This window comes from Mobiluncus mulieris, assembly GCF_014204735.1.
GTDB classification, from domain to species: domain Bacteria; phylum Actinomycetota; class Actinomycetes; order Actinomycetales; family Actinomycetaceae; genus Mobiluncus; species Mobiluncus mulieris.
In genome coordinates, this window is record NZ_JACHMA010000001.1 from 549,509 (window position 1) to 566,938 (window position 17,430).

The following is a 17,430-nucleotide window of genomic DNA, read 5'->3' on the forward strand; positions in this document are numbered from 1 at the left end:
TCCTTTCTTTTCATGAGTTGCAATCTATAATTCCGCAGCGGGGGACTTTGGCCTGGTTGAAGGGTATTTCTGAGCCAGTTCATAGAGGCTTTCAAAAGTATCCTTAAGCTTGGGATACAAAGTGCGTTGTATCTTGGCTACGTCTCGGTATTGTTCGTGTTTATCCATATCGGGCTCAATAGTCTCGCCGTATTGAGCCATGTGCCGTGCCGCGTTGGCGATATCGTTATCGCCATAAACTCCCGTGGAGGCCATGGCTAGTACGGCCGCACCCAAAGCCGAGATTTCATCTTCGAGGCAGATGGTTATCGGCAAAGCCGTAGTGTCGGCCATGATTTGGCGCCACAGTTTCGAACGGGTGCCTCCGCCCATGGCTCGCAGTGAGGTAATCTTGGTACCGGTGCCGCGCTCCAGTGAGTCCAGGTTAAAGCGCATCTCGAAACCGATGGATTCCAAAATCGAGCGGTACATATGTGCGCGGGAGTGCGTGCCGCGCCATCCCACGACAGCTCCACGTGCCACCGAGTCCCAATACGGGGATTGCACCGCATTCCAATACGGTAAGGTGACCAAGCCTTCGCAGCCGGGTGGAATTTTCGCGGCGGCTTCGTCGAGAGCGGGGTCAGGTTCACCCAACAGTTTCGGATCGCCCAGGGTTTCACGGAACCAACCCGCCAAGTAGGAGCCGGAAGACTGTAGCACTTCGAAGACGTAGTTGTCGGGGATGCCCGATACGTGAGTGCGGAAGACTTTGTCGTACTTGTAAATCGGGGATTCTACGCCGGCGTTTACCGCCGTGCCCAGGTTCAGGAATCCGACATCGGGAGTGACCGCCGCTGCGCCGATGCCGGCGGCCTGTCCATCGCCCAAGCCGGCGATGATGGGTACAGGTTTGATGCCCCATTCTTCGGCCAGCTCACGTTTGAGGGTTCCCATTTCATGAGATGGAACCACCAAATCAGGCATTTGTTCGCGTTTCACCCCGGCGATTTCCAACAATTCCGGTGCCCAGTCGCGTTTTTGAATGTCAAACAGTCCCAGGGAATCGGCTGCGGCTTGGGAGGACACGGGTTTTCCGGTCAGCTGCCAGGCAATGTATCCGTGTACGTCCATTACCTTGTAAGCATTCTGGAAGATTTCGGGTTCGTGCTCTTTGACCCAGGCCATCTTGTAGATTCCCGGGGTCACTCCGGCAGGTTTGCCTGATAGCTCGTGGATGTGGTCGTTACCGTAGCGTCGGATTTGTTCGGTGGCACGCCCGTCTAGCCACAAAATTCCGTTGCGAAGCGGCTGTCCATTCTTGTCAAAGGGGGCAAAAGTTTCGCGTTGGTGGGTTAATCCGATAGCTGCTACGCGTTCGCGTTGCGCCGGGCTGAGCTGGCTGGTTACCTGTGCCAACACTGCGCGGCTGGTTTCCCACCATCGAATTGGGTTGTGCTCATAGTAATCCATGGCGGGGGTGTGGAGTTGGATGTTTTCCTTGGCGGTGTACCAGACGTTTCCAGCCGCATCCACCACTATCGCCTTGGTGGAGGTGGTGGAAGAATCCAGAGCCAGTACCAAGGGGCCGTCTGTTAGATGCTTTTTTTCACTCATATTTTTCCTCTTCTCGTCGTTGAAAAGCAATCGATTTATAGGGGGAGTCGTGCCGGTTTTGACGCGGCTAACAGCCAGTGTATCACAACTTAACGATTTTTTTGTGAAAAATAACAGAAAACATGTTAGGTCAGGTTCGATGGACCCATAAGCACTTTGTTAATATATAAGGCTGGGTGAAACCCAGGTCACAGGCTTATCTCGATGTCGAGATATCGGAAATGTGGTCTGATGTGTCCATGACTCCACCACGGTCACGCGAAACATATAATTTGGTACATGGCTCTTACTATTACCGAGGACTTCGCTCGGGCGTTAGACTGCCTGGATCGAGGGGAAAACCTGTTCCTAACCGGCAAGGCGGGAACGGGGAAATCGACTTTGATTCGCCACTTCATGGCGACTCATGAAAAGCGACGTACCGTTGTCGCGGCACCAACCGGCGTGGCGGCGCTAAACGTCGGCGGATACACCCTGCACCGGCTATTTTCCTTCGGTCCCAACGTCACCCCGAGTGATGTCGCCAGCGGACGAGCCAAACCCGGAAAATTCGCGAAAACCATCGCAAAACTGGAAACCTTGATTATTGACGAAGCCTCGATGGTGCGAGCCGACCTGTTTGACTCGATAGCCCTGGCCTTGCAACAATACGGCCCACACCCGGGGCGGCCTTTCGGGGGAATCCAACTGGTGCTGGTGGGGGATTTATACCAACTGCCGCCGGTGGTCACCGAAGCGGAAACCGAGTATTTCCAGACGGTATACCACACCCCGTACTTCTTTTCCGCCGAAAACTTCAATCTTGACCTTTTCAACGTGGTGTCCTTGGAGACAGTGTTCCGCCAGATCGGAGACACCGTTTTGGTGGATATCCTCAATGCTATTCGCGAAGGACGGATGACCAAAGGCGTGCAGGCGGCACTAAATGCCCATTTCGACCGGGATTTTGAACCCCCGAAAGACGAATTTTGGCTTACGTTGGCGACGACCAACAATATTGTTAGCGCACGTAATCGCCGTGCTTTGGAATGCCTGGACGGCCAGATTTTTGTGGCCAATGCGGAAATTAGTGGCGAAATAGACCGCAGTGCCCGCGCCACTGAAGAAACCCTGTATTTCAAAATCGGGGCACAAATCATGCTGTTGAACAACGATGCGGCCGGGCGTTGGGTCAACGGGTCAATGGGCGTGATTGTGGATATCGACATTGACCCCGCCGATCCTGGTGGCCTGGGGGGATGCGTCTACGTGCGGCTGCGCAACGGGAATACGGTTGCGGTCGAGCCCTACACTTGGGAGATTACCCGTCCCGAAGTGATTGGTCGCGATATTCAACATCACCTGGTGGGGTCGTTCACCCAGTTTCCCTTCAAACTGGCCTGGGCGGTGACGATTCACAAATCCCAAGGTCAAACCCTGGATCGTGCCGTGATTGACCTGACGGGTGGGACGCGCGCCACGGGGCAACTCTATGTGGCCTTGTCGCGTTGCACCTCGCTGGAAGGCCTGGTGTTACACCGGCGGATTTACGCTAAAGACCTGAAGATTGACCACCGTGTCAGGGAGTTTTTGAGTGGTTCCACTCGTCGCGAGACCACCCGGCTGTGTGCGATAGAAGCCGTGTTGGTGGGACAATCCGACGGATTTGTGCGTCCCATCGAGGTCGCCGTTGCTTTCCCCGATGGATCTGTGACCAGCACCCTGGTGAACCCCACCCGAGATGTGGGGGATTCCGCCGCAGTTTACGGTCTGGGAGCCAGCCAGCTGCAGTCGGCTCCGACCCTGGCACAGGCGTGGCCGTTCTTAGAGGATGCCATCAGCGGCTACGGCTTGGTTTCCAGTGATGCCGAGGCAATGCTGGGGATTTTGGACACCGAGCTGAAACGCAACGGAATGGTCAGTGGTTTGGAAAAAATTGTTACCCCGGCCGATGGTTCCAGTGGTGGGCGGGAGTTTCGCGCCGGGATGCGCGCGGGAGAGCGAGCCCAGTGGACTCTTACGGCGGCGCTGGAGGGCGGCACGACGCAACCAGCGGTGGAATATCAGCCGCTGGAAGTGTCTTATACGGGCTATCAGATGACGGATGATTTGATGATTATGCCTTACGGCGAGGCTGCTGACGTGGCGGCGATGTTGGAAGAAAAATTCGCGGGGCACCCGGTTTGCGCGGAAACCGAGACGGCGCTGGCCGATTTCGAGCGGGCTTACGGGGTGAGTGTGAAACGAGTTCGCGCCGGTGACGCGCCCCCGGCCGCAGCCGTGTTGAGCCCTGGGGTGCGAATATGTTTCACTGGCACGGCGATGCTGGACGGCGTGGTTTATGAACGTGAAGAAATGGAAGAAATCGCGTGGGCTGCCGGGTTCCATCCCGTGAATAATGTCACGAAAACCCGTTGTGACTGCTTGGTGGCCGCTGACGTGGCGACTATGTCTAATAAGGCAAAGAACGCGGCGCGCTGGGGAAAACCCGTAATTAGCGCCGAGGATTTCCTGCATTTTGTAAACGGCAGATAAGTTGCCACAACCCTCCGGCTCCGAGTCTGTCACAGAATCCACCATTTAGATTCAAAAATTAACGAATGACACTGGCAACTATCAGGAATCCATTAAACGGAGTTGTGGAAGCTCAACGGGAAGTGACCATAGAAGGATAAATTGCATGTATGGAAAACGGGGGAAACGCAACGGATTCTTTGCGTCTAGTAATACTGGCGGCAGGCCGCGTGTGATGTTTTTGCCCGGTCTGGGTGAAACCGAGGCCGCCTGGCGCCCTGTGATTGAGCTACTACCTGAAATCGAAGGGCGAACTGCGGCAGTATTCGGCGTGGGGGCGGAAACTGCCGACTGGTCGCTGGAGGCAGTCACACAGCGCGTGGCTGCATCGTTGGAGAGGCCTGTTCACCTGGTGGGTTTATCGCTGGGTGCCATCGTCGCGCTGAACCTAACTTGTCAGTACCCCGACAAAGTTGCTTCGCTGTTTGTGTCGGCTCCGCAAGCAAAACCTCCGCAGGTGTTGATGCGGGTGCAATCTGCACTGATGCGGGTACTACCGGCGAAAACGGTGTGCCCACCGGGGGTCAGTAAAGCAGAACTACTAGCTGTGTTACGGACGGTTGCGAACCTGGATTTGACTGCTGGACTGGGGAATATCGCGGTTCCCACCACAGTGGCTTGCGGGGCGAAAGATTGGGCGAACCTGGCGGCCGCTCGGGATATTGCAGCGGCAATTCCGGGGGCGCGACTGGTGATAGTCCCCGGTGCCCGCCACCAGTGGCATCAAGACAATCCCGGTTGCTTTGCGGCCGGGCTAAAGAGGCACCTTGCCCTTTAGGTTTTGGGATTTCATCAGGCCTCTTTAGTGGGCGAACGCGCCTTTTCCGGGCGTGGTTTAGGCTAGATTGGTTGAGGTGCACCCGTCGTTGCTATTTTGTATCCTCTGGGATACACTAATTTGGTGGAAATCAAACAGACTGACGTGTATCAGCGTTGGTTCCGTCGTCTCAAGGATGTCCAGGCTAGAGCACGAATCAACATTGCTTTGCAGCGGTGTCTGCTGTCTGACGAGGTTGTGGGTGACACTAAGCCGGTTGGTAGCGGCATCTTTGAGCTGCGAATACATGTCGGTCCGGGTTACCGGGTTTATTACGTGACCAAGGGTAACAAGATTATGTTGCTGGTAGTGGGTGGCGACAAATCAACACAACAGCGTGATATCGATAAAGCCAAGGATTTGGTGGCAGAAATTATTAGGGAGGATTCATGGTAGTGAAAATCAGTGACTGGGATGCCAGTGAATACTTAGAGACCGAGGCTGATGTCGTGGCGTATCTTAATGCGGCACTTGAGGACGGGAATCCCGCAGTATTGCAAGCGGCGCTGGGTGATGTGGCGAAGGCGCGGGGGATGGCTGCGGTTGCCCTCCAGGCAGGTGTAGGACGTGAGTCCTTGTATAAGTCGCTGGCTGCGGATGGCAATCCTTCTTGGCGAACCGTCACCAAAGTACTCGCCGCGATGGGCTTGCAGCTAGAAATCAAATCTCCGGTCGTGGTCTGACTCGCGCCGGTGATTTTCCTGCTGGGGCACCCTCCTCTGACTCCCGAGGCTTCGATTTCATGAGGTGCCAGCCGGGAATTCGAGCCACGTTCCGTAACGATTCGATCCCCTTCGACATTGAATCTTGACTTTTCTGGATGCGAAGCGCCTATTTTCGGATTGTTGGTCATTTAGAATTGCCACAGTAATTGGCTGTTGCCAGAGTTGGAGGATGCCTATGCGTGAATTTGTTGCTATCGATTTTGAGACTGCCAATGAACAGCGTCGTTCTGCCTGTGCGGTGGGATTGGTTTCCTTTGATGGTGAAGGGAAGCTTTCGGACAGCTACTACAAATTGCTACGTCCTCACCCAGAAGTTGATTATTTCAATCCTGCTAATGTGTGGGTACACGGTATTACTTCGGAGGACGTCCAAGATGCGCCGCAGTGGTCAGACATCGCAGACCAAGTGATGACTTTCATTGGTGATAGGCCGATTGTGGCTCACAACATGGCTTTTGATGGCTATGTGCTCTCTGACTTGGCTAGTTTGTACGGCACGGAGGAGATTCCTAATCGGCGTTTCTGTACGGTTCGTCTGGCGAGAAAGATTCTGGCTGACAAGTTGGAGCGAAAGACTCTTGACGAGGTTTTTGACTATTATTTCCCGGGTGAAGTCTTTGACCATCATCACGCGGACGCCGATGCGCAAGCCGCTGGAATGATTTTCGCCCGGATGCAACATGAATTCGGTTTTGAAAAGCTATCGGAACTATGCCCGCCTACGAAAAATAGCCATAAACCGCCGATTCACCCTGGAATGCGCTCTGACCAGCTTGCGGCTGAGGAGCTGATTAAGATTTATGGAAACACTCGAACGCTTGAAGGCGAACGTGTGGTATTTACGGGTACGTTGAAACATGGCAGGCGTGCCGATGTGGAACAACTGGTGTTGGCTGCTGGTGGGGCAACCGATAAAAACCTAACCAAGCAGACCACCTTGCTTGTCGTGGGTATCCCCAATCCCAGTGCTTGGAAAGAAGGAACATCCGCCTCTCGAAAGCTGATGAAAGCCTCTCAGCTGCGCGATAGCGGCTCGCCCATCGAAGTAATCAGCGAAGAAGAATTCTTCAACCGCCTAAGCGACTAACCGGATACTTGGTGATTCATACACCCATAACTAGAGTTGAGCGAGGATATTGAGGAACTGCGTGGTGGTGAGGGCTCCTTCTAGGGGGTCTACGTTGTCTTGGAAGACCATGTAGTAGCGGAATCTGTCTCTGGCCATGCTGGCCCAGGTTTTGCCGAGGCGTAGTTTACGTCGGGAGTCATCGTTTTTGGGGTTAAGTAACATTTTGCGTGTCTTATTTTGAGGTTTTTGGTTGGTATTGCAACGTAAAGTTGGGGTTGGTTAGCTTTTTAGGCTTATTTCACAACCCAAACACGCGGGAAAGTCGTGGGAATACGGTGGTGTGCCAAAGGGAAAACGCCGCAGCGAAATACTCCCTGATGATGTCCACTCCTGGGTTAGATCAAACCAGGAGTGGTGGTATACACATCAAAACGCCCGTAAAGCCTACAACCTCTTAGCAAGCCAGACCCGTAGAGGCACCCTGTTAGCTTTCCTGAACCCTCATCTGCAAGCCCAAGCCACTCTGCCGCTGCCATCGACTACGAACGCGCTGGAAGGCGGCATAAACGCCCAAATCAAGGCGCTAATCCGCAGCCACCGAGGCTTGTCCGAAAACCATATGAGACGCGCCGTCGAGTGGTGGTGCTACCTACACAGTGAAAATCCCGTTATCCCGCACCTGCTCATCAAGCCCGAACACCTAAACCCCCAGGCCAAACCACAAACCAGAGAACCTAAACCCGGACCCGCACTATGGGATGTCGGCATCAACCTCACCCAAACCGACTACCACCTCGACATCTCCATCCGCAAAGGAACCATACAATAACGACACGCCCGGGAAAAGACACACAAAATGTTACTTAACCCCGATAACAACGCGCCCGGGAAAAGACACATAATTCTGCCGGTTACCCCAAATCCACGGGTGACCTCTGGGAGCGATGGTGGTAAGCGAAGACCGACCCTGGACTGCTCCGGAAAGGTCGTAATGACCTGGTTTTACACCATAAAATATGGTGTTTCAAACCGGCGGCGTACCTTACATATATTGAGCGTGAAACGGGTGTGGTGCCTCAGCTTGTTTGAGTATGAAGACTGGGATTTTGGCTGGGACAGTACTCAAGCTTACATCGGAAATCCCGACTGGCACCTCATGAACGCGCGCGAAAGAAAGCCAGCCGGGCTAGAGATCGAGGCTGCCTGGGTTGAGCAGGAATTCTTTGATTCCGATAGTGACGATGCCTTTTTCGTCGCGGGTCAGGCGGGGGTTGCCGCCCACCACGATGATTTTTTTGAAGGAATCATCGGTGTTCACGAGGGGGCGTTTTTCTTGTTCGCGTTTTGCTGCATCTGGCAAGGCGAAAGCAGATTGCAGGTAGTAGCGCTTGCTGCCTTCGTTGGCTATGAAATCAATTTCCACCTGTTTATGTGTCCCACTCTCGCGCATCTTCACGATGCCTACGTCCACGGAAAAACCCCGGATAATCAGCTCGTTATAGATAATGTTTTCCATCAGATGAGTGGGCTCTTGCTGACGGAAGTTAAGCCGGGCGTTGCGCAAACCCACGTCCTCGAAGTAATACTTCAGGGGAGACCCAATATGTTTACGACCCTTCACATCATAGCGTTTGGCGGGCGTGATAATAAAAGCATCCTCCAGATAGTCAAGGTATTTCTTGATACTGGGGGCGCTGAGCTCGACATGTTTTTCGCTGGTGAAAGTGCGTGCCAACTTGGCGGGATTCGTCAGTGAGCCCACGCTGGAAGCCACCACATCCACCAGTTCAGAGAACTCCGCTTCGTTGCGAATCTGGTATCGTTCCACAATATCGCGCAGATAGATTTCTTGAAATAATCTTTGCAGATAAGCCGTTTTTTCTTTTTCTTCGACCAGCGTCGCCACGTAGGGCATTCCCCCGAAAGTCATGTAGTCATTCCAGTTATCTTCCCAGTCTCCGCCCAGAGTTTGGTGGTATTCACTAAACGAGAGCGGATGGACGCGAACTTCATCGCCGCGTCCGCGAAACTCGGTAATCACATCGGTGGAAAGAAATCGCGAGTTGGAACCAGTGACATAGACATCCAGATTCGGAATGTGTAAAAACCCGTTGAGTACGTCCTCGAAATCCGCCATCAATTGTACCTCGTCCAACAGCAGGTAATACTGATTCTGGCCTTTGATCCGGTGGCGTACGTAGTCGTTGCAGGACTCGGGGACGCGCAGTTCACGGTTTTGAAAATCGTCCAACTGTACGGGAATAATTTGGGATTCTTGCACCCCCGATTCCAACAGGTGACGCTGGAACAGTTTAAACAGCAGGTAGGACTTGCCGCAGCGCCTAGCTCCGGTTATTACCTTGACTAAGCCGTTGTGTTGGCGGGCAATGAGCCGCCGCAAGTATGCGTTACGCTGAAACTCCACAAGCCCTCCTATTTTAGAATTTTGCCACTTTGGGCACTTTCCTAAAACAGATTATAGCTATCTGGCGGGGCTCTGGTGGGGTATACCGGCCTAGGTGTACCGAAGTCGGGAGATTTTACCCAAAAAACCCTGGATTTCGAGCCTCCCGGTGCATTTTCTCCCGACTGCGGTACCCGTTTTTCTTTTTACCAGCCGCCTTTCCCGGAGTTCTGTACGTAGCGTTTTGAAATAATTTCGGGAATTCTCTTACAGAAGCGGTTCCAGATCTCTTAGTATCATTCGTATGAATGAAGATACTAAGAGATTTACTTTTAGCCTAGACAGCGACTATGTGGAATTCGCCGCCGAGGTATTTCGGCTCCTGTCCGACAGTACCCGGGTACGGCTGATTTTGGTACTGCGGGAAGGCGAAAAATCGGTAAACGACCTGGCAGAACTGGTGCATAAAACCCCCACAGCGGTATTCCAGCACCTGGCAAAACTGCGGTGGGGCAAAATCGTGAGTCCCCGCCAGGAAGGCAACAAAGTCTTCTATAGCCTGACCAGTGAAGACGCTCGGGAATTGGTTTCATTAGCAGTATTTCAAGCCAGTCGAATGATGGGAGAAATCCCCACCCATCCCAGGTGTCCACACTCCCGCCGCGAGTTCGGAGAAGGGTAACCCAACTCCCGGATAATAGCCATAGCGCTGTAATCATACTTAATGAACAACTCGATAGCCACACGACGCTGCTCGGCACTAAACATGCGATACTCCTTCCCAGTCCAAATCCAGTCCAAGAATCCCACCGCAGTCCCGTTCCCTCAAACTACTATTTAGAGCTACAACAATCCAAACTTCGTAGCGTTTGCAGCAAGCTCAATGCGACGAAGTCCCATGACTTTGATCACCTCTTTGGCCTAGGTGGCTGCGCTTGATTCGGTAATGCCAAGCTGTCGTGCAATCTCACGGTTTGTGGAACCTTGAGCCATACCAAGCATTACCTTTCTGTATCGTGGTGGAAGAGACTCAACTTTAGCGACAAAATCGTTTGGGTCAGGCAGATTTTCTTGTGGTTGTGAGGCATGGATACTTGCATCACGCACTTTGGCAGATTTTGCCTTATTTGCAGCTATATCTGAAGCCATGGCAGTCCTTATCAAGATGTCATGCATTGCATCTGCAGCTCTTGTGATCTCCTTATGCTATAGAGCTCTAGGACATCCCTGAATGCAACAAAAGTCAACATGCAGAGTCCGACAAAACAAAAAAGCAAAACAAGATATCCAATGCTTGACACAGCAAAGGTTGAAATCAAGTAGCTTAAAGCTACTAAACGACCTGAGTGTTTCTTCCATGCTAGAAGGATTAACATAAGAATGATAATTCCTCCTAGGGCTATTGGAATAAAGTCTGTCATTGTTATCCGGAGGGAAGAAACCCATTTTTGCTTGTATACGAAGGGGATCCATAAAGGGAGTGTGACTTCTAGTGTAGCAATTGCTAGCAATGGTATTGTACTCGTTACTACAACGATTCGGTAGAACTTTCCCTTCTGTTCAGATGGGAAATGTAACACGCGTAGTATTACTGTGAAGAGGAGTACGATGCAACTGCTCAGCAATAGGTAAAAATGCATTCCCGTGGCGGCTAGGGAGCCAATGAACTGGCTCCCTAATCCAAGGAATCCAGCAGTTATTCCGAGAAACTCAAAAAAAGCAGGAATAATCGAATTCTCTTAGTATGAATCATGATTACTATCCACATGTACTAGGAAAGGGACACATCTTAAGTCATTGGAAAATCCGGTGCTGTACTGGCCGTTTGGTGACGAGGACATGGAATTTGTCATGTAATATGTATTGTTTGGGCTCTTACAAGGAACAAAATCTGTTCTAAACTTTGCTCGTGCGGTCACAGTTGCAAACGCGCCGTACGAATCACCTATCGATGTGAACTTCGCTTTTTCAATGACGTGGTTCCAAGCCAGTGGGGCAGTTGCCTCAGCGCTTCTTGGTGCGCTAAAATAAGACGTATGACCGTTCCAGCACATAACGCTAGATGTTGTCAGCTTAGATATCACCAAATTGACGGGGTCTTTCAGCATTTGTTCCGAGTAAACAGTTTTGCAGCTATCAGAGACTTTACTGATACCTTTTATGTTATTCTCACTCTGTGATTTCGGTAATTTCTGGACCTTAAAATTCAAAACCTCACATTTTGTACTAATGTCGTACTTTACGTTAATTCTATGTTCGTCACTACCTGGAACAAATTCTTGTACTCCGAATTTTTCACAGTTCCCTTCGCTCCAAACTTTAAGAACCACTCCTGTATCCTTATCTTGTAACTCCTTGATTTCGGGTGCCACAGATGCGTCCGAGGCTACTGACAGCCATGGGAAACAGAGTGGCATGGATGCAAACAACAAGGTTAAAGCAAATTTCTTTCTCATTTTTATCCCTCTGTAAATTTGGGATAGCTTATTAACTGTTCTATACGGCAATTTAATTCTATACAATGCTCATCCAGTTTGTACAGGGAACGACCAGTCCCAAAATTGGGACCCCATGACAGTAACCGTGGATGACCCGCACTTTTACCTCATTAGCACATGTTGACTTTGTGTGATGGCTCGACGTTTGATACCGACATACCAGTACATTCAATGTTTACAATATGCCGAAACGCCGACTTCACACTTACATGCGAAGAGCCGGTATGGGGTTGCCCGCAAGCTGTTCAACCCAGGTTTAGGCTGCGGTCGGCCCAGTAATCCAGCAGTTCCCGGTCGTGGCTAATCGCGATAACCGCGAGTCCCCGCGCTGAGCGCCGTTGAATCGCTCGCACCAGGCTGGCGGTACTAAAGGCATCGAGCATGGCGGTGGCTTCGTCACAAATCAGCACCGTTGGCTCGGTCAACAAACACCTGGCCAAGGCAATGCGTTGCAACTGACCCTCGGACACTTCCGCCGGGAAGCGCCTCATGAATCCGGGCGGAATCCCCAGTTCCCCACAAATCTCTGCGCAACGCCGATGCTGCACGTCTTGCGGAATACCCGCGTAAAGCAACGGCTCCTCTATGATTTGGCGCAGTGTCCAACGCGGATTCACCGAGCGTCGAGGCGACTGGAACAGCATCGCCACTCCGGGATGCCTTGCCGCTTCGGGATGCGCCGCTGTGTGAGTGCGTTTTCCGGGCACGGGATTTTCGCCCGCTGCCGCTGACACCGCATTTTCCGTCCGTGTCCCCCAGCGAATCTGTCCCGCCAGGGGAGCAAGGCGCCCGGCAATCGCCCGAGCCGTCGTGGTCTTGCCGCAGCCCGAGTCCCCGAACCACCCCACGGTTTCGCCCCGGTGCAGGCGCAAGTTGAACCCACTGACCACCGGAACCCCGTGGTATCCGGCCGCCAGGTCGTTTACTTCCAATACGGTTTCGCGGTTCGTGTCGGGCTCACGAGGTGCCAGCCCGGATTCACCCCGGGAGCCTGAATCCGGAGTCTTCCCGGAAACAGCAACCCCGACCCGCGCCAAATTCCTCGGCAAAGCCGCCAATAACTCCTGGGTATAAACGTGGCGCGGGCTGCCCAGCACCTGCGTGGCTGAGCCTTGCTCCAAAACCCGACCCGCGCCCAGCACAGTTATCTGGTCTGCCAGCGGCAAATCCAGCAGCATCGCCAAATCGTGGGTGATGGTCAGCACCGCAATACCCCGGTCTGCCAAAACACGTAACAGCTGCCAAATCTGGTTGCGGCGTGCCTCGTCCAGGCCAGCCGTAACCTCGTCGGCAATTAAAACTGTGGGGTTCCCCGCCAAGGCCAGTGCCAAGTTGGCGCGGGTCAACATGCCACCGGATAACTCGTGGGGATAAGCCGACAGAGAATCCGGGGGGAATCCCGTCATTTCGCACAATTCAGCCACAGTATTGGACGCGGATTTGGATGCGGATGCAGCATCCGTAAGTGAGCCTTGCCCCGGTTGAGAAAGCGTGGGTTCCCCTCGGAGAGACGAGCCGCTTGCTACCATTGAGCCCGGTTCTGCGGTTGGCACCTCATGAAGCGCCCCCGTCACATCGCGGCGACGCAATATCTTTACGGCTTCCCCTAGTTGGTTGCCAATGGTATGGTTCGGGGCAAAAGCGGTGGCACTGGATTGAGCGGCCACGGCAATCAGGTGCCCGCGCACTTGTTGCCACGGGCAGTTTTTGCCATACAGCCGTACCCCGGCCACGCTGATTTCCCCGCTGACCTGCATTCTTCCGGGCAACATTCCCGTGGCGGCCTTGGCCAGAATCGATTTCCCCGCCCCGGATTGTCCCAGCAGTACGTGCAGCTCGCCGGGGCTGACCTGCAGGTTCACGTGGTTTTCTAAAACCAGGTCGCACCGCGTGTCGGGGGTGGCTCCCGGTTCTGTTTCATCGGTGCCTGCCTCTGCTGGGGTTTCATGAGTTTGCTGGTCGCAGTTTCGACCAGAGCTTGGGATAATCACGCTCAAATCCCGGAATTCCAGGGCGGGCGGGGCTGTGATTTCGTCCGAATCCCCGGCTGGCACCTCATGAAACGGCGGCTCGGTGACGATAGCGCTCAAATCACCCGGCAACTGCGCGGTCTGCGTGGGGCGTTCCGACTTGCCCCGCGCGGGCTTGCCCAAACCGGAAGCCCACCCGAAAATCAGCAGGCTCAACAACACTAAAGCTCCCGCCGGAAACACCAGCTCCCACCAGCACCCAATCAGGATTTCGGTGCGCGCCACCTCCAGCAGGGTCCCCAGCGAAGGCTGGTCGGGGGAAATCCCCAACCCCAGGAAAGACAGGGTGGATTCATGCCAAATCGCGTGGGGGAACAGCAATACGACGCTGACTTTCATCTGGCCGAACACCGAGGGTAACAGGTGGCGCCGCGCCACTTGCCAGTGGCTCGCGCCCGCCAGATACGCGGCCTCTACATATTCCAATTCGCGGGTAGACAGCGCAATCGAGCGCACAATACGCGCCACCGGCGACCAATGCACCAAGGCAATCGAGGCGATAATAGCCACGAGAGAACCGGGGTAAAACGCCACAATTGCAATGCCTAGCAACAGCTGGGGCAAGGCGTTAATGGTATCGGTAAAGCGCATGAGGAGCGAGTCGGTTTTCCCGCCCCACGCCGCCGCCACGGCACCTATCAGCACTCCGATAACAGTGGAAATCACGGCGCAAGCGGCCGCCACAATCAGGCTTACCCGAAGCCCCAGTGCCACGCGCACCAACAAATCATGCCCGGCGGCATCGGTTCCAAACCAGTGAGAGGCACTGGGTGCCAGGCGCGCCTGGGCGAGATTGGCCTCGTGGGAATCCGCAGTGGCAAAAAATGGCAGCACTACTGCGTAGACCACCATTACTACCAGTCCATAAAGCGCTAGCCGGTGGGGAACAAACGCTTTTAACCAAGATTTATGAAACATATCGCACCCGCGGATCGAAATAGAGATACAAGACATCGGCCACCAGGTTGCCGATAATCACCAGCGCCGCCGAGGCTAAAGTCAGGAAGGTCAACAGCGGTAAATCCAGTCCCTTGGCGGAGGCCACCAGTGCTGCCGCCAGCCCACCCCAAGAAAACACTTCTTCGACCAGCACCGCGCCGACAATCAGTTCCGGCAGGCGCATTCCCACCATGGTGATGGTGGGAGCCAGCGACAGGGGCAGGACGTAGCGGCGGATTAGAGTGCCTTTGGGAATCCCGCGCCCAATCCCGGCCTTCCACCAGTCGGAATGCAGATTTTCTTGGGCGCGTTCCCACAAGGTCAACAACATCCACGGCATTTGGCTTAGCGCCAACACGCTGGCCGGCAAAATCAGATACGACCACTCCCAGGGAGTCGCCGCGTCTGGGGCGCTGCGCCCCCCGGCGGGGAACCACCCGGTGCCCAAAGCCAGGAACAGCATGGCTCCGAGCGCCAGCACAAATGGCGGGATGGCCTGGATAAACAGCATAAGGATTTGGAACACGCGACCCAGCCAGTTCCAGCGCAAGCCCAGCATTCCCAGCAGGATACTCAGCACAAAAGCCAAGGCCAGCCCTACGCCGGACAGCACCAGGGTGGCTTCGAAACGCTCGGCCAGAACTTGGGCAACCGGCTGGTTATAGGTGCGGGAAAACCCCAAATTGCCGTGTACCAGGTCGCTCGTCCAAGCCAGCCAGGCTCCGTGCCAGGATTGATTCAGATTTAGGGCCTTCGCGATGGATTCCCGTTGGGTGGCGCTGAGGAACTGGTAGTGATCGCCTAGGTACGCCACCAGTGGGTTTAGGGGGGAAACGGCGGCGAGCAGGAAAACCCCTAATGAAATGGCTACCAGTAACACCGGCAGCACCAGCAGGCGGTTGCGCACCAAAACCAGTACCTGGTGGCGGCGCTCCCGGCGGCGAGCCTGGCGCAGCGAGGCTCCGGTGGTGGTGGCTTCGGTTGCTTCGGTGGCCTTGTCGGTTATTTTTGACGGTTCATGAGGGGCTTGCCTGGGTGTTTCCGACACGCGGGACGCGTCCGAATCGTGGTACGACTCGGACGCAGCGGCCACGTTGTAACTTGGTTTTATTTCTCCCATTGTCCCAGGTTCCACCACGGACCCCAGTTTACGCCGTGGGAGTGCGGCTCTACCGTCAGATTCCCGGTTTTCCAACCATCGTCACGGGTGACATAGGTGTGCTGCAAGAATGCCAGGAATACGTGGTTCGGGGCTGCCAAATACTGCTTTTGGGCTTGTTGGTAGAGCTTCACGCGTTCGGATTCATCCCCGGATTGGCGTGCCTGTTCCAGGATTTTATCCATTTCCGGCGAGCCGTAGTTGCCGGGGTTGTCGTATTGCGAGGTGTTTGCTTCGCGGGTGTGCAGAATCGAGTATACCTGGGTGTCGATGGAGTACGGCTTGTCGCCGCCACCCAGCAGGATGCCGACTTTGTCCAGGCGTCCTTCTAGGGCATCCCAAGTGGTGCCTTCCAGTTTCACGTCTACGCCCAGTGGTTTCATCGCGGCGGCGAAAGCTACCGACAAATCGCGGCGTACCGTGTCGTTAGAGGTATAGGCCAGGGTGAAAGCGGCACGCTGGCCGTCTTTTTCGCGAATCCCGTCTGCGCCGGGTTTCCAGCCGGCCGCATCCAGGCGTTTCTTGGCGCCTTCCAGGTCGAATTTGAACTGGGCTTCGGGGTCGTAAGCCTCGTAAACTGCAGAAACCGGGGTGGAAGCCGGTTTACCCGCCCCGAACAGGACTTTTTCAATGATTTCTTTGCGGTTTACGGCTTCGTTCAGGGCGATCCGGGCTTGCGGATCGGCGCAAAATGCATTGGAACCGGGGAAGCTGACCCCGCGCCAGTCCGCTGAATCCGCGTGCACTACTTTGTATCCTTCCAGGTTTTTCAAGCTGTTCGCCAAGGCTGGGGGGATAATCGACCCGGCGAATTCCTTGGTGCGAATCCGAGAGACGCGAGCGGCGTCGTCGGGCACATAAACCGTGGTCAGTTTCTTGACCTGCGGTGCCTTTCCCCAATAATTGGGGTTGGCTGCCCACACGGCTTTCTGGCTGTCGAGTTTTTCCAGGACGTACGGTCCGGTGCCCACGGGTTTGGTGTTCAGCGGGGATTCACTGGCCAGCCCGCCTTTCATGTATTCACTAGGTGCCAGTCCCAGCAGCAGGCGAGAAGGGAAATCCGGATAGGGGTACTTTAGTTTGAAAGTGACTTTGTTTCCGTCCGTGTTGATCTGATTGACCATCTCGTACGAAGCCCCGATCTCGGAGGCGGTGGCGGGATTCATAACTTCTTTGTAGTTTGCCACCACGTCTTGAGCGTCGAAGTCGCTGCCGTCCGAGAATTTCACGCCGCTGCGTACTTCCACAGTCCACTCGGTCTTATCGGCATTAGAGGTTGGCATAGCGGTGGCCAAAACCGGGCGCAGTTGCGGCAGCTTATGCGGGTCTTTGCTTTCCAAGCCCAGCAAGCCTTCATACATGGGGGATACGCCCAGTTCCGCGTAGCCGTTGGTGGGATTGTATCCACCAAGTTCATAGGCATCCGCCAAGGTGATTTCATCCGCAGCAGTCGTTTGGCCGGCATCGGTGGCAGTTTTTTTCGCGGGGGCTCCTTCTTGACAGGCGGTGAGGCTCAACGCTAGCGCCAGGACGGCACCGCTGGCTGCGAGGGTTTTTAGGGTGTTTTTTCCGGGGTGTCCGGGGTGAGGCATAGCTGCTCCTTGTGTGTAACGTATTGTCTCTAGTGCTTTTTCTAATAA

Annotated in this window: 15 protein-coding genes; 7 read left to right on the plus strand and 8 right to left on the minus strand. The window is 54.3% G+C overall.

What is annotated here, in order from left to right:
* Nucleotides 1-24: 24 nt before the first annotated feature.
* Nucleotides 25-1,596 (minus strand): xylulokinase, encoded by a 1,572-nt coding sequence (locus tag F4555_RS02470; protein WP_103758937.1) that lies wholly within the window; start codon nt 1,594-1,596, stop codon nt 25-27.
* 279 nt (nt 1,597-1,875) lie between these two features.
* On the opposite strand from F4555_RS02470, the gene F4555_RS02475 reads away from it, so the two are divergent.
* The 5 genes from F4555_RS02475 to F4555_RS02495 all read left to right on the plus strand — a co-directional run bounded on the left by F4555_RS02475 (nt 1,876) and on the right by F4555_RS02495 (nt 6,778).
* Nucleotides 1,876-4,110: an AAA family ATPase gene (locus tag F4555_RS02475; RefSeq protein ID WP_004015131.1), complete on the plus strand. Its 2,235-nt coding sequence runs from the start codon at nt 1,876-1,878 to the stop codon at nt 4,108-4,110.
* A gap of 214 nt (nt 4,111-4,324) precedes the next feature.
* Complete coding sequence (locus F4555_RS02480; protein WP_004012763.1) at nt 4,325-4,927, plus strand: alpha/beta fold hydrolase; 603 nt, start codon at nt 4,325-4,327, stop codon at nt 4,925-4,927.
* A gap of 123 nt (nt 4,928-5,050) precedes the next feature.
* A complete protein-coding gene (locus F4555_RS02485) occupies nt 5,051-5,362 on the plus strand; it encodes a type II toxin-antitoxin system RelE/ParE family toxin (RefSeq protein ID WP_103759268.1) in 312 nt (103 codons plus the stop codon).
* Nucleotides 5,356-5,649: an addiction module antidote protein gene (locus F4555_RS02490; RefSeq protein ID WP_004015128.1), complete on the plus strand. Its 294-nt coding sequence runs from the start codon at nt 5,356-5,358 to the stop codon at nt 5,647-5,649. Before F4555_RS02485 ends, F4555_RS02490 begins: the two co-directional genes overlap by 7 nt.
* Before the next feature lie 217 nt (nt 5,650-5,866).
* A complete protein-coding gene (locus F4555_RS02495; protein ID WP_004015127.1) occupies nt 5,867-6,778 on the plus strand; it encodes an exonuclease domain-containing protein in 912 nt (303 codons plus the stop codon).
* Nucleotides 6,779-6,808: 30 nt separating this feature from the next.
* Here the strand turns inward: F4555_RS02495 and F4555_RS02500 are convergent, their stop codons facing one another.
* Nucleotides 6,809-6,982 carry a restriction endonuclease gene (locus tag F4555_RS02500; RefSeq protein WP_103758939.1) on the minus strand — a complete coding sequence of 58 codons (174 nt, stop codon included), beginning with the start codon at nt 6,980-6,982 and terminating at the stop codon, nt 6,809-6,811.
* A gap of 118 nt (nt 6,983-7,100) precedes the next feature.
* On the opposite strand from F4555_RS02500, the gene F4555_RS11510 reads away from it, so the two are divergent.
* Complete coding sequence (locus F4555_RS11510) at nt 7,101-7,589, plus strand: hypothetical protein (protein ID WP_103758940.1); 489 nt, start codon at nt 7,101-7,103, stop codon at nt 7,587-7,589.
* Between the two features lie 357 nt (nt 7,590-7,946).
* On the opposite strand, the gene F4555_RS02510 is transcribed toward F4555_RS11510, so the two are convergent.
* The gene (locus tag F4555_RS02510; RefSeq protein WP_103758941.1) at nt 7,947-9,185 is read right to left on the minus strand and encodes an ATP-binding protein; all 1,239 of its coding nucleotides are present in this window, start codon (nt 9,183-9,185) and stop codon (nt 7,947-7,949) included.
* A 283-nt stretch (nt 9,186-9,468) separates the two neighbouring features.
* Here F4555_RS02510 and F4555_RS02515 point away from each other — a divergent pair, with 283 nt between their 5' ends.
* Nucleotides 9,469-9,846, plus strand: a complete 378-nt coding sequence (locus F4555_RS02515; protein WP_103758942.1) for an ArsR/SmtB family transcription factor — start codon at nt 9,469-9,471, stop codon at nt 9,844-9,846.
* Nucleotides 9,847-10,085: 239 nt separating this feature from the next.
* Here F4555_RS02515 and F4555_RS02520 read toward each other — a convergent pair whose 3' ends face one another.
* The 5 genes from F4555_RS02520 to F4555_RS02540 form a co-directional block, all read right to left on the minus strand.
* A complete protein-coding gene (locus tag F4555_RS02520; RefSeq protein WP_160151191.1) occupies nt 10,086-10,313 on the minus strand; it encodes a sigma factor-like helix-turn-helix DNA-binding protein in 228 nt (75 codons plus the stop codon).
* A 590-nt stretch (nt 10,314-10,903) separates the two neighbouring features.
* Nucleotides 10,904-11,620, minus strand: coding sequence for a hypothetical protein (locus tag F4555_RS02525; RefSeq protein ID WP_103758945.1), 717 nt, complete (start codon nt 11,618-11,620; stop codon nt 10,904-10,906).
* A gap of 287 nt (nt 11,621-11,907) precedes the next feature.
* Complete coding sequence (locus tag F4555_RS02530; RefSeq protein ID WP_255312780.1) at nt 11,908-14,544, minus strand: ABC transporter ATP-binding protein/permease; 2,637 nt, start codon at nt 14,542-14,544, stop codon at nt 11,908-11,910.
* Between the two features lie 55 nt (nt 14,545-14,599).
* Nucleotides 14,600-15,751 carry an ABC transporter permease gene (locus tag F4555_RS02535; RefSeq protein ID WP_115325484.1) on the minus strand — a complete coding sequence of 384 codons (1,152 nt, stop codon included), beginning with the start codon at nt 15,749-15,751 and terminating at the stop codon, nt 14,600-14,602.
* Entirely contained in the window at nt 15,739-17,382 is a 1,644-nt protein-coding gene (locus F4555_RS02540) for an ABC transporter substrate-binding protein (protein WP_115325483.1), read from the minus strand. Before F4555_RS02540 ends, F4555_RS02535 begins: the two co-directional genes overlap by 13 nt.
* Nucleotides 17,383-17,430 lie beyond the last annotated feature (48 nt).

Coding starts and splice junctions, on each gene's coding strand:
- F4555_RS02470 (WP_103758937.1), bottom strand. CDS start 1,596: ATGAGTGAAAAAAAGCATCTAACAGACGGCCCCTTGGTACTGGCTCTG.
- F4555_RS02475 (WP_004015131.1), top strand. CDS start 1,876: ATGGCTCTTACTATTACCGAGGACTTCGCTCGGGCGTTAGACTGCCTG.
- F4555_RS02480 (WP_004012763.1), top strand. CDS start 4,325: ATGTTTTTGCCCGGTCTGGGTGAAACCGAGGCCGCCTGGCGCCCTGTG.
- F4555_RS02490 (WP_004015128.1), top strand. CDS start 5,356: ATGGTAGTGAAAATCAGTGACTGGGATGCCAGTGAATACTTAGAGACC.
- F4555_RS02495 (WP_004015127.1), top strand. CDS start 5,867: ATGCGTGAATTTGTTGCTATCGATTTTGAGACTGCCAATGAACAGCGT.
- F4555_RS02500 (WP_103758939.1), bottom strand. CDS start 6,982: ATGTTACTTAACCCCAAAAACGATGACTCCCGACGTAAACTACGCCTC.
- F4555_RS02515 (WP_103758942.1), top strand. CDS start 9,469: ATGAATGAAGATACTAAGAGATTTACTTTTAGCCTAGACAGCGACTAT.
- F4555_RS02520 (WP_160151191.1), bottom strand. CDS start 10,313: ATGGCTTCAGATATAGCTGCAAATAAGGCAAAATCTGCCAAAGTGCGT.
- F4555_RS02525 (WP_103758945.1), bottom strand. CDS start 11,620: ATGAGAAAGAAATTTGCTTTAACCTTGTTGTTTGCATCCATGCCACTC.
- F4555_RS02530 (WP_255312780.1), bottom strand. CDS start 14,544: ATGGTGGTCTACGCAGTAGTGCTGCCATTTTTTGCCACTGCGGATTCC.
- F4555_RS02535 (WP_115325484.1), bottom strand. CDS start 15,751: ATGGGAGAAATAAAACCAAGTTACAACGTGGCCGCTGCGTCCGAGTCG.
- F4555_RS02540 (WP_115325483.1), bottom strand. CDS start 17,382: ATGCCTCACCCCGGACACCCCGGAAAAAACACCCTAAAAACCCTCGCA.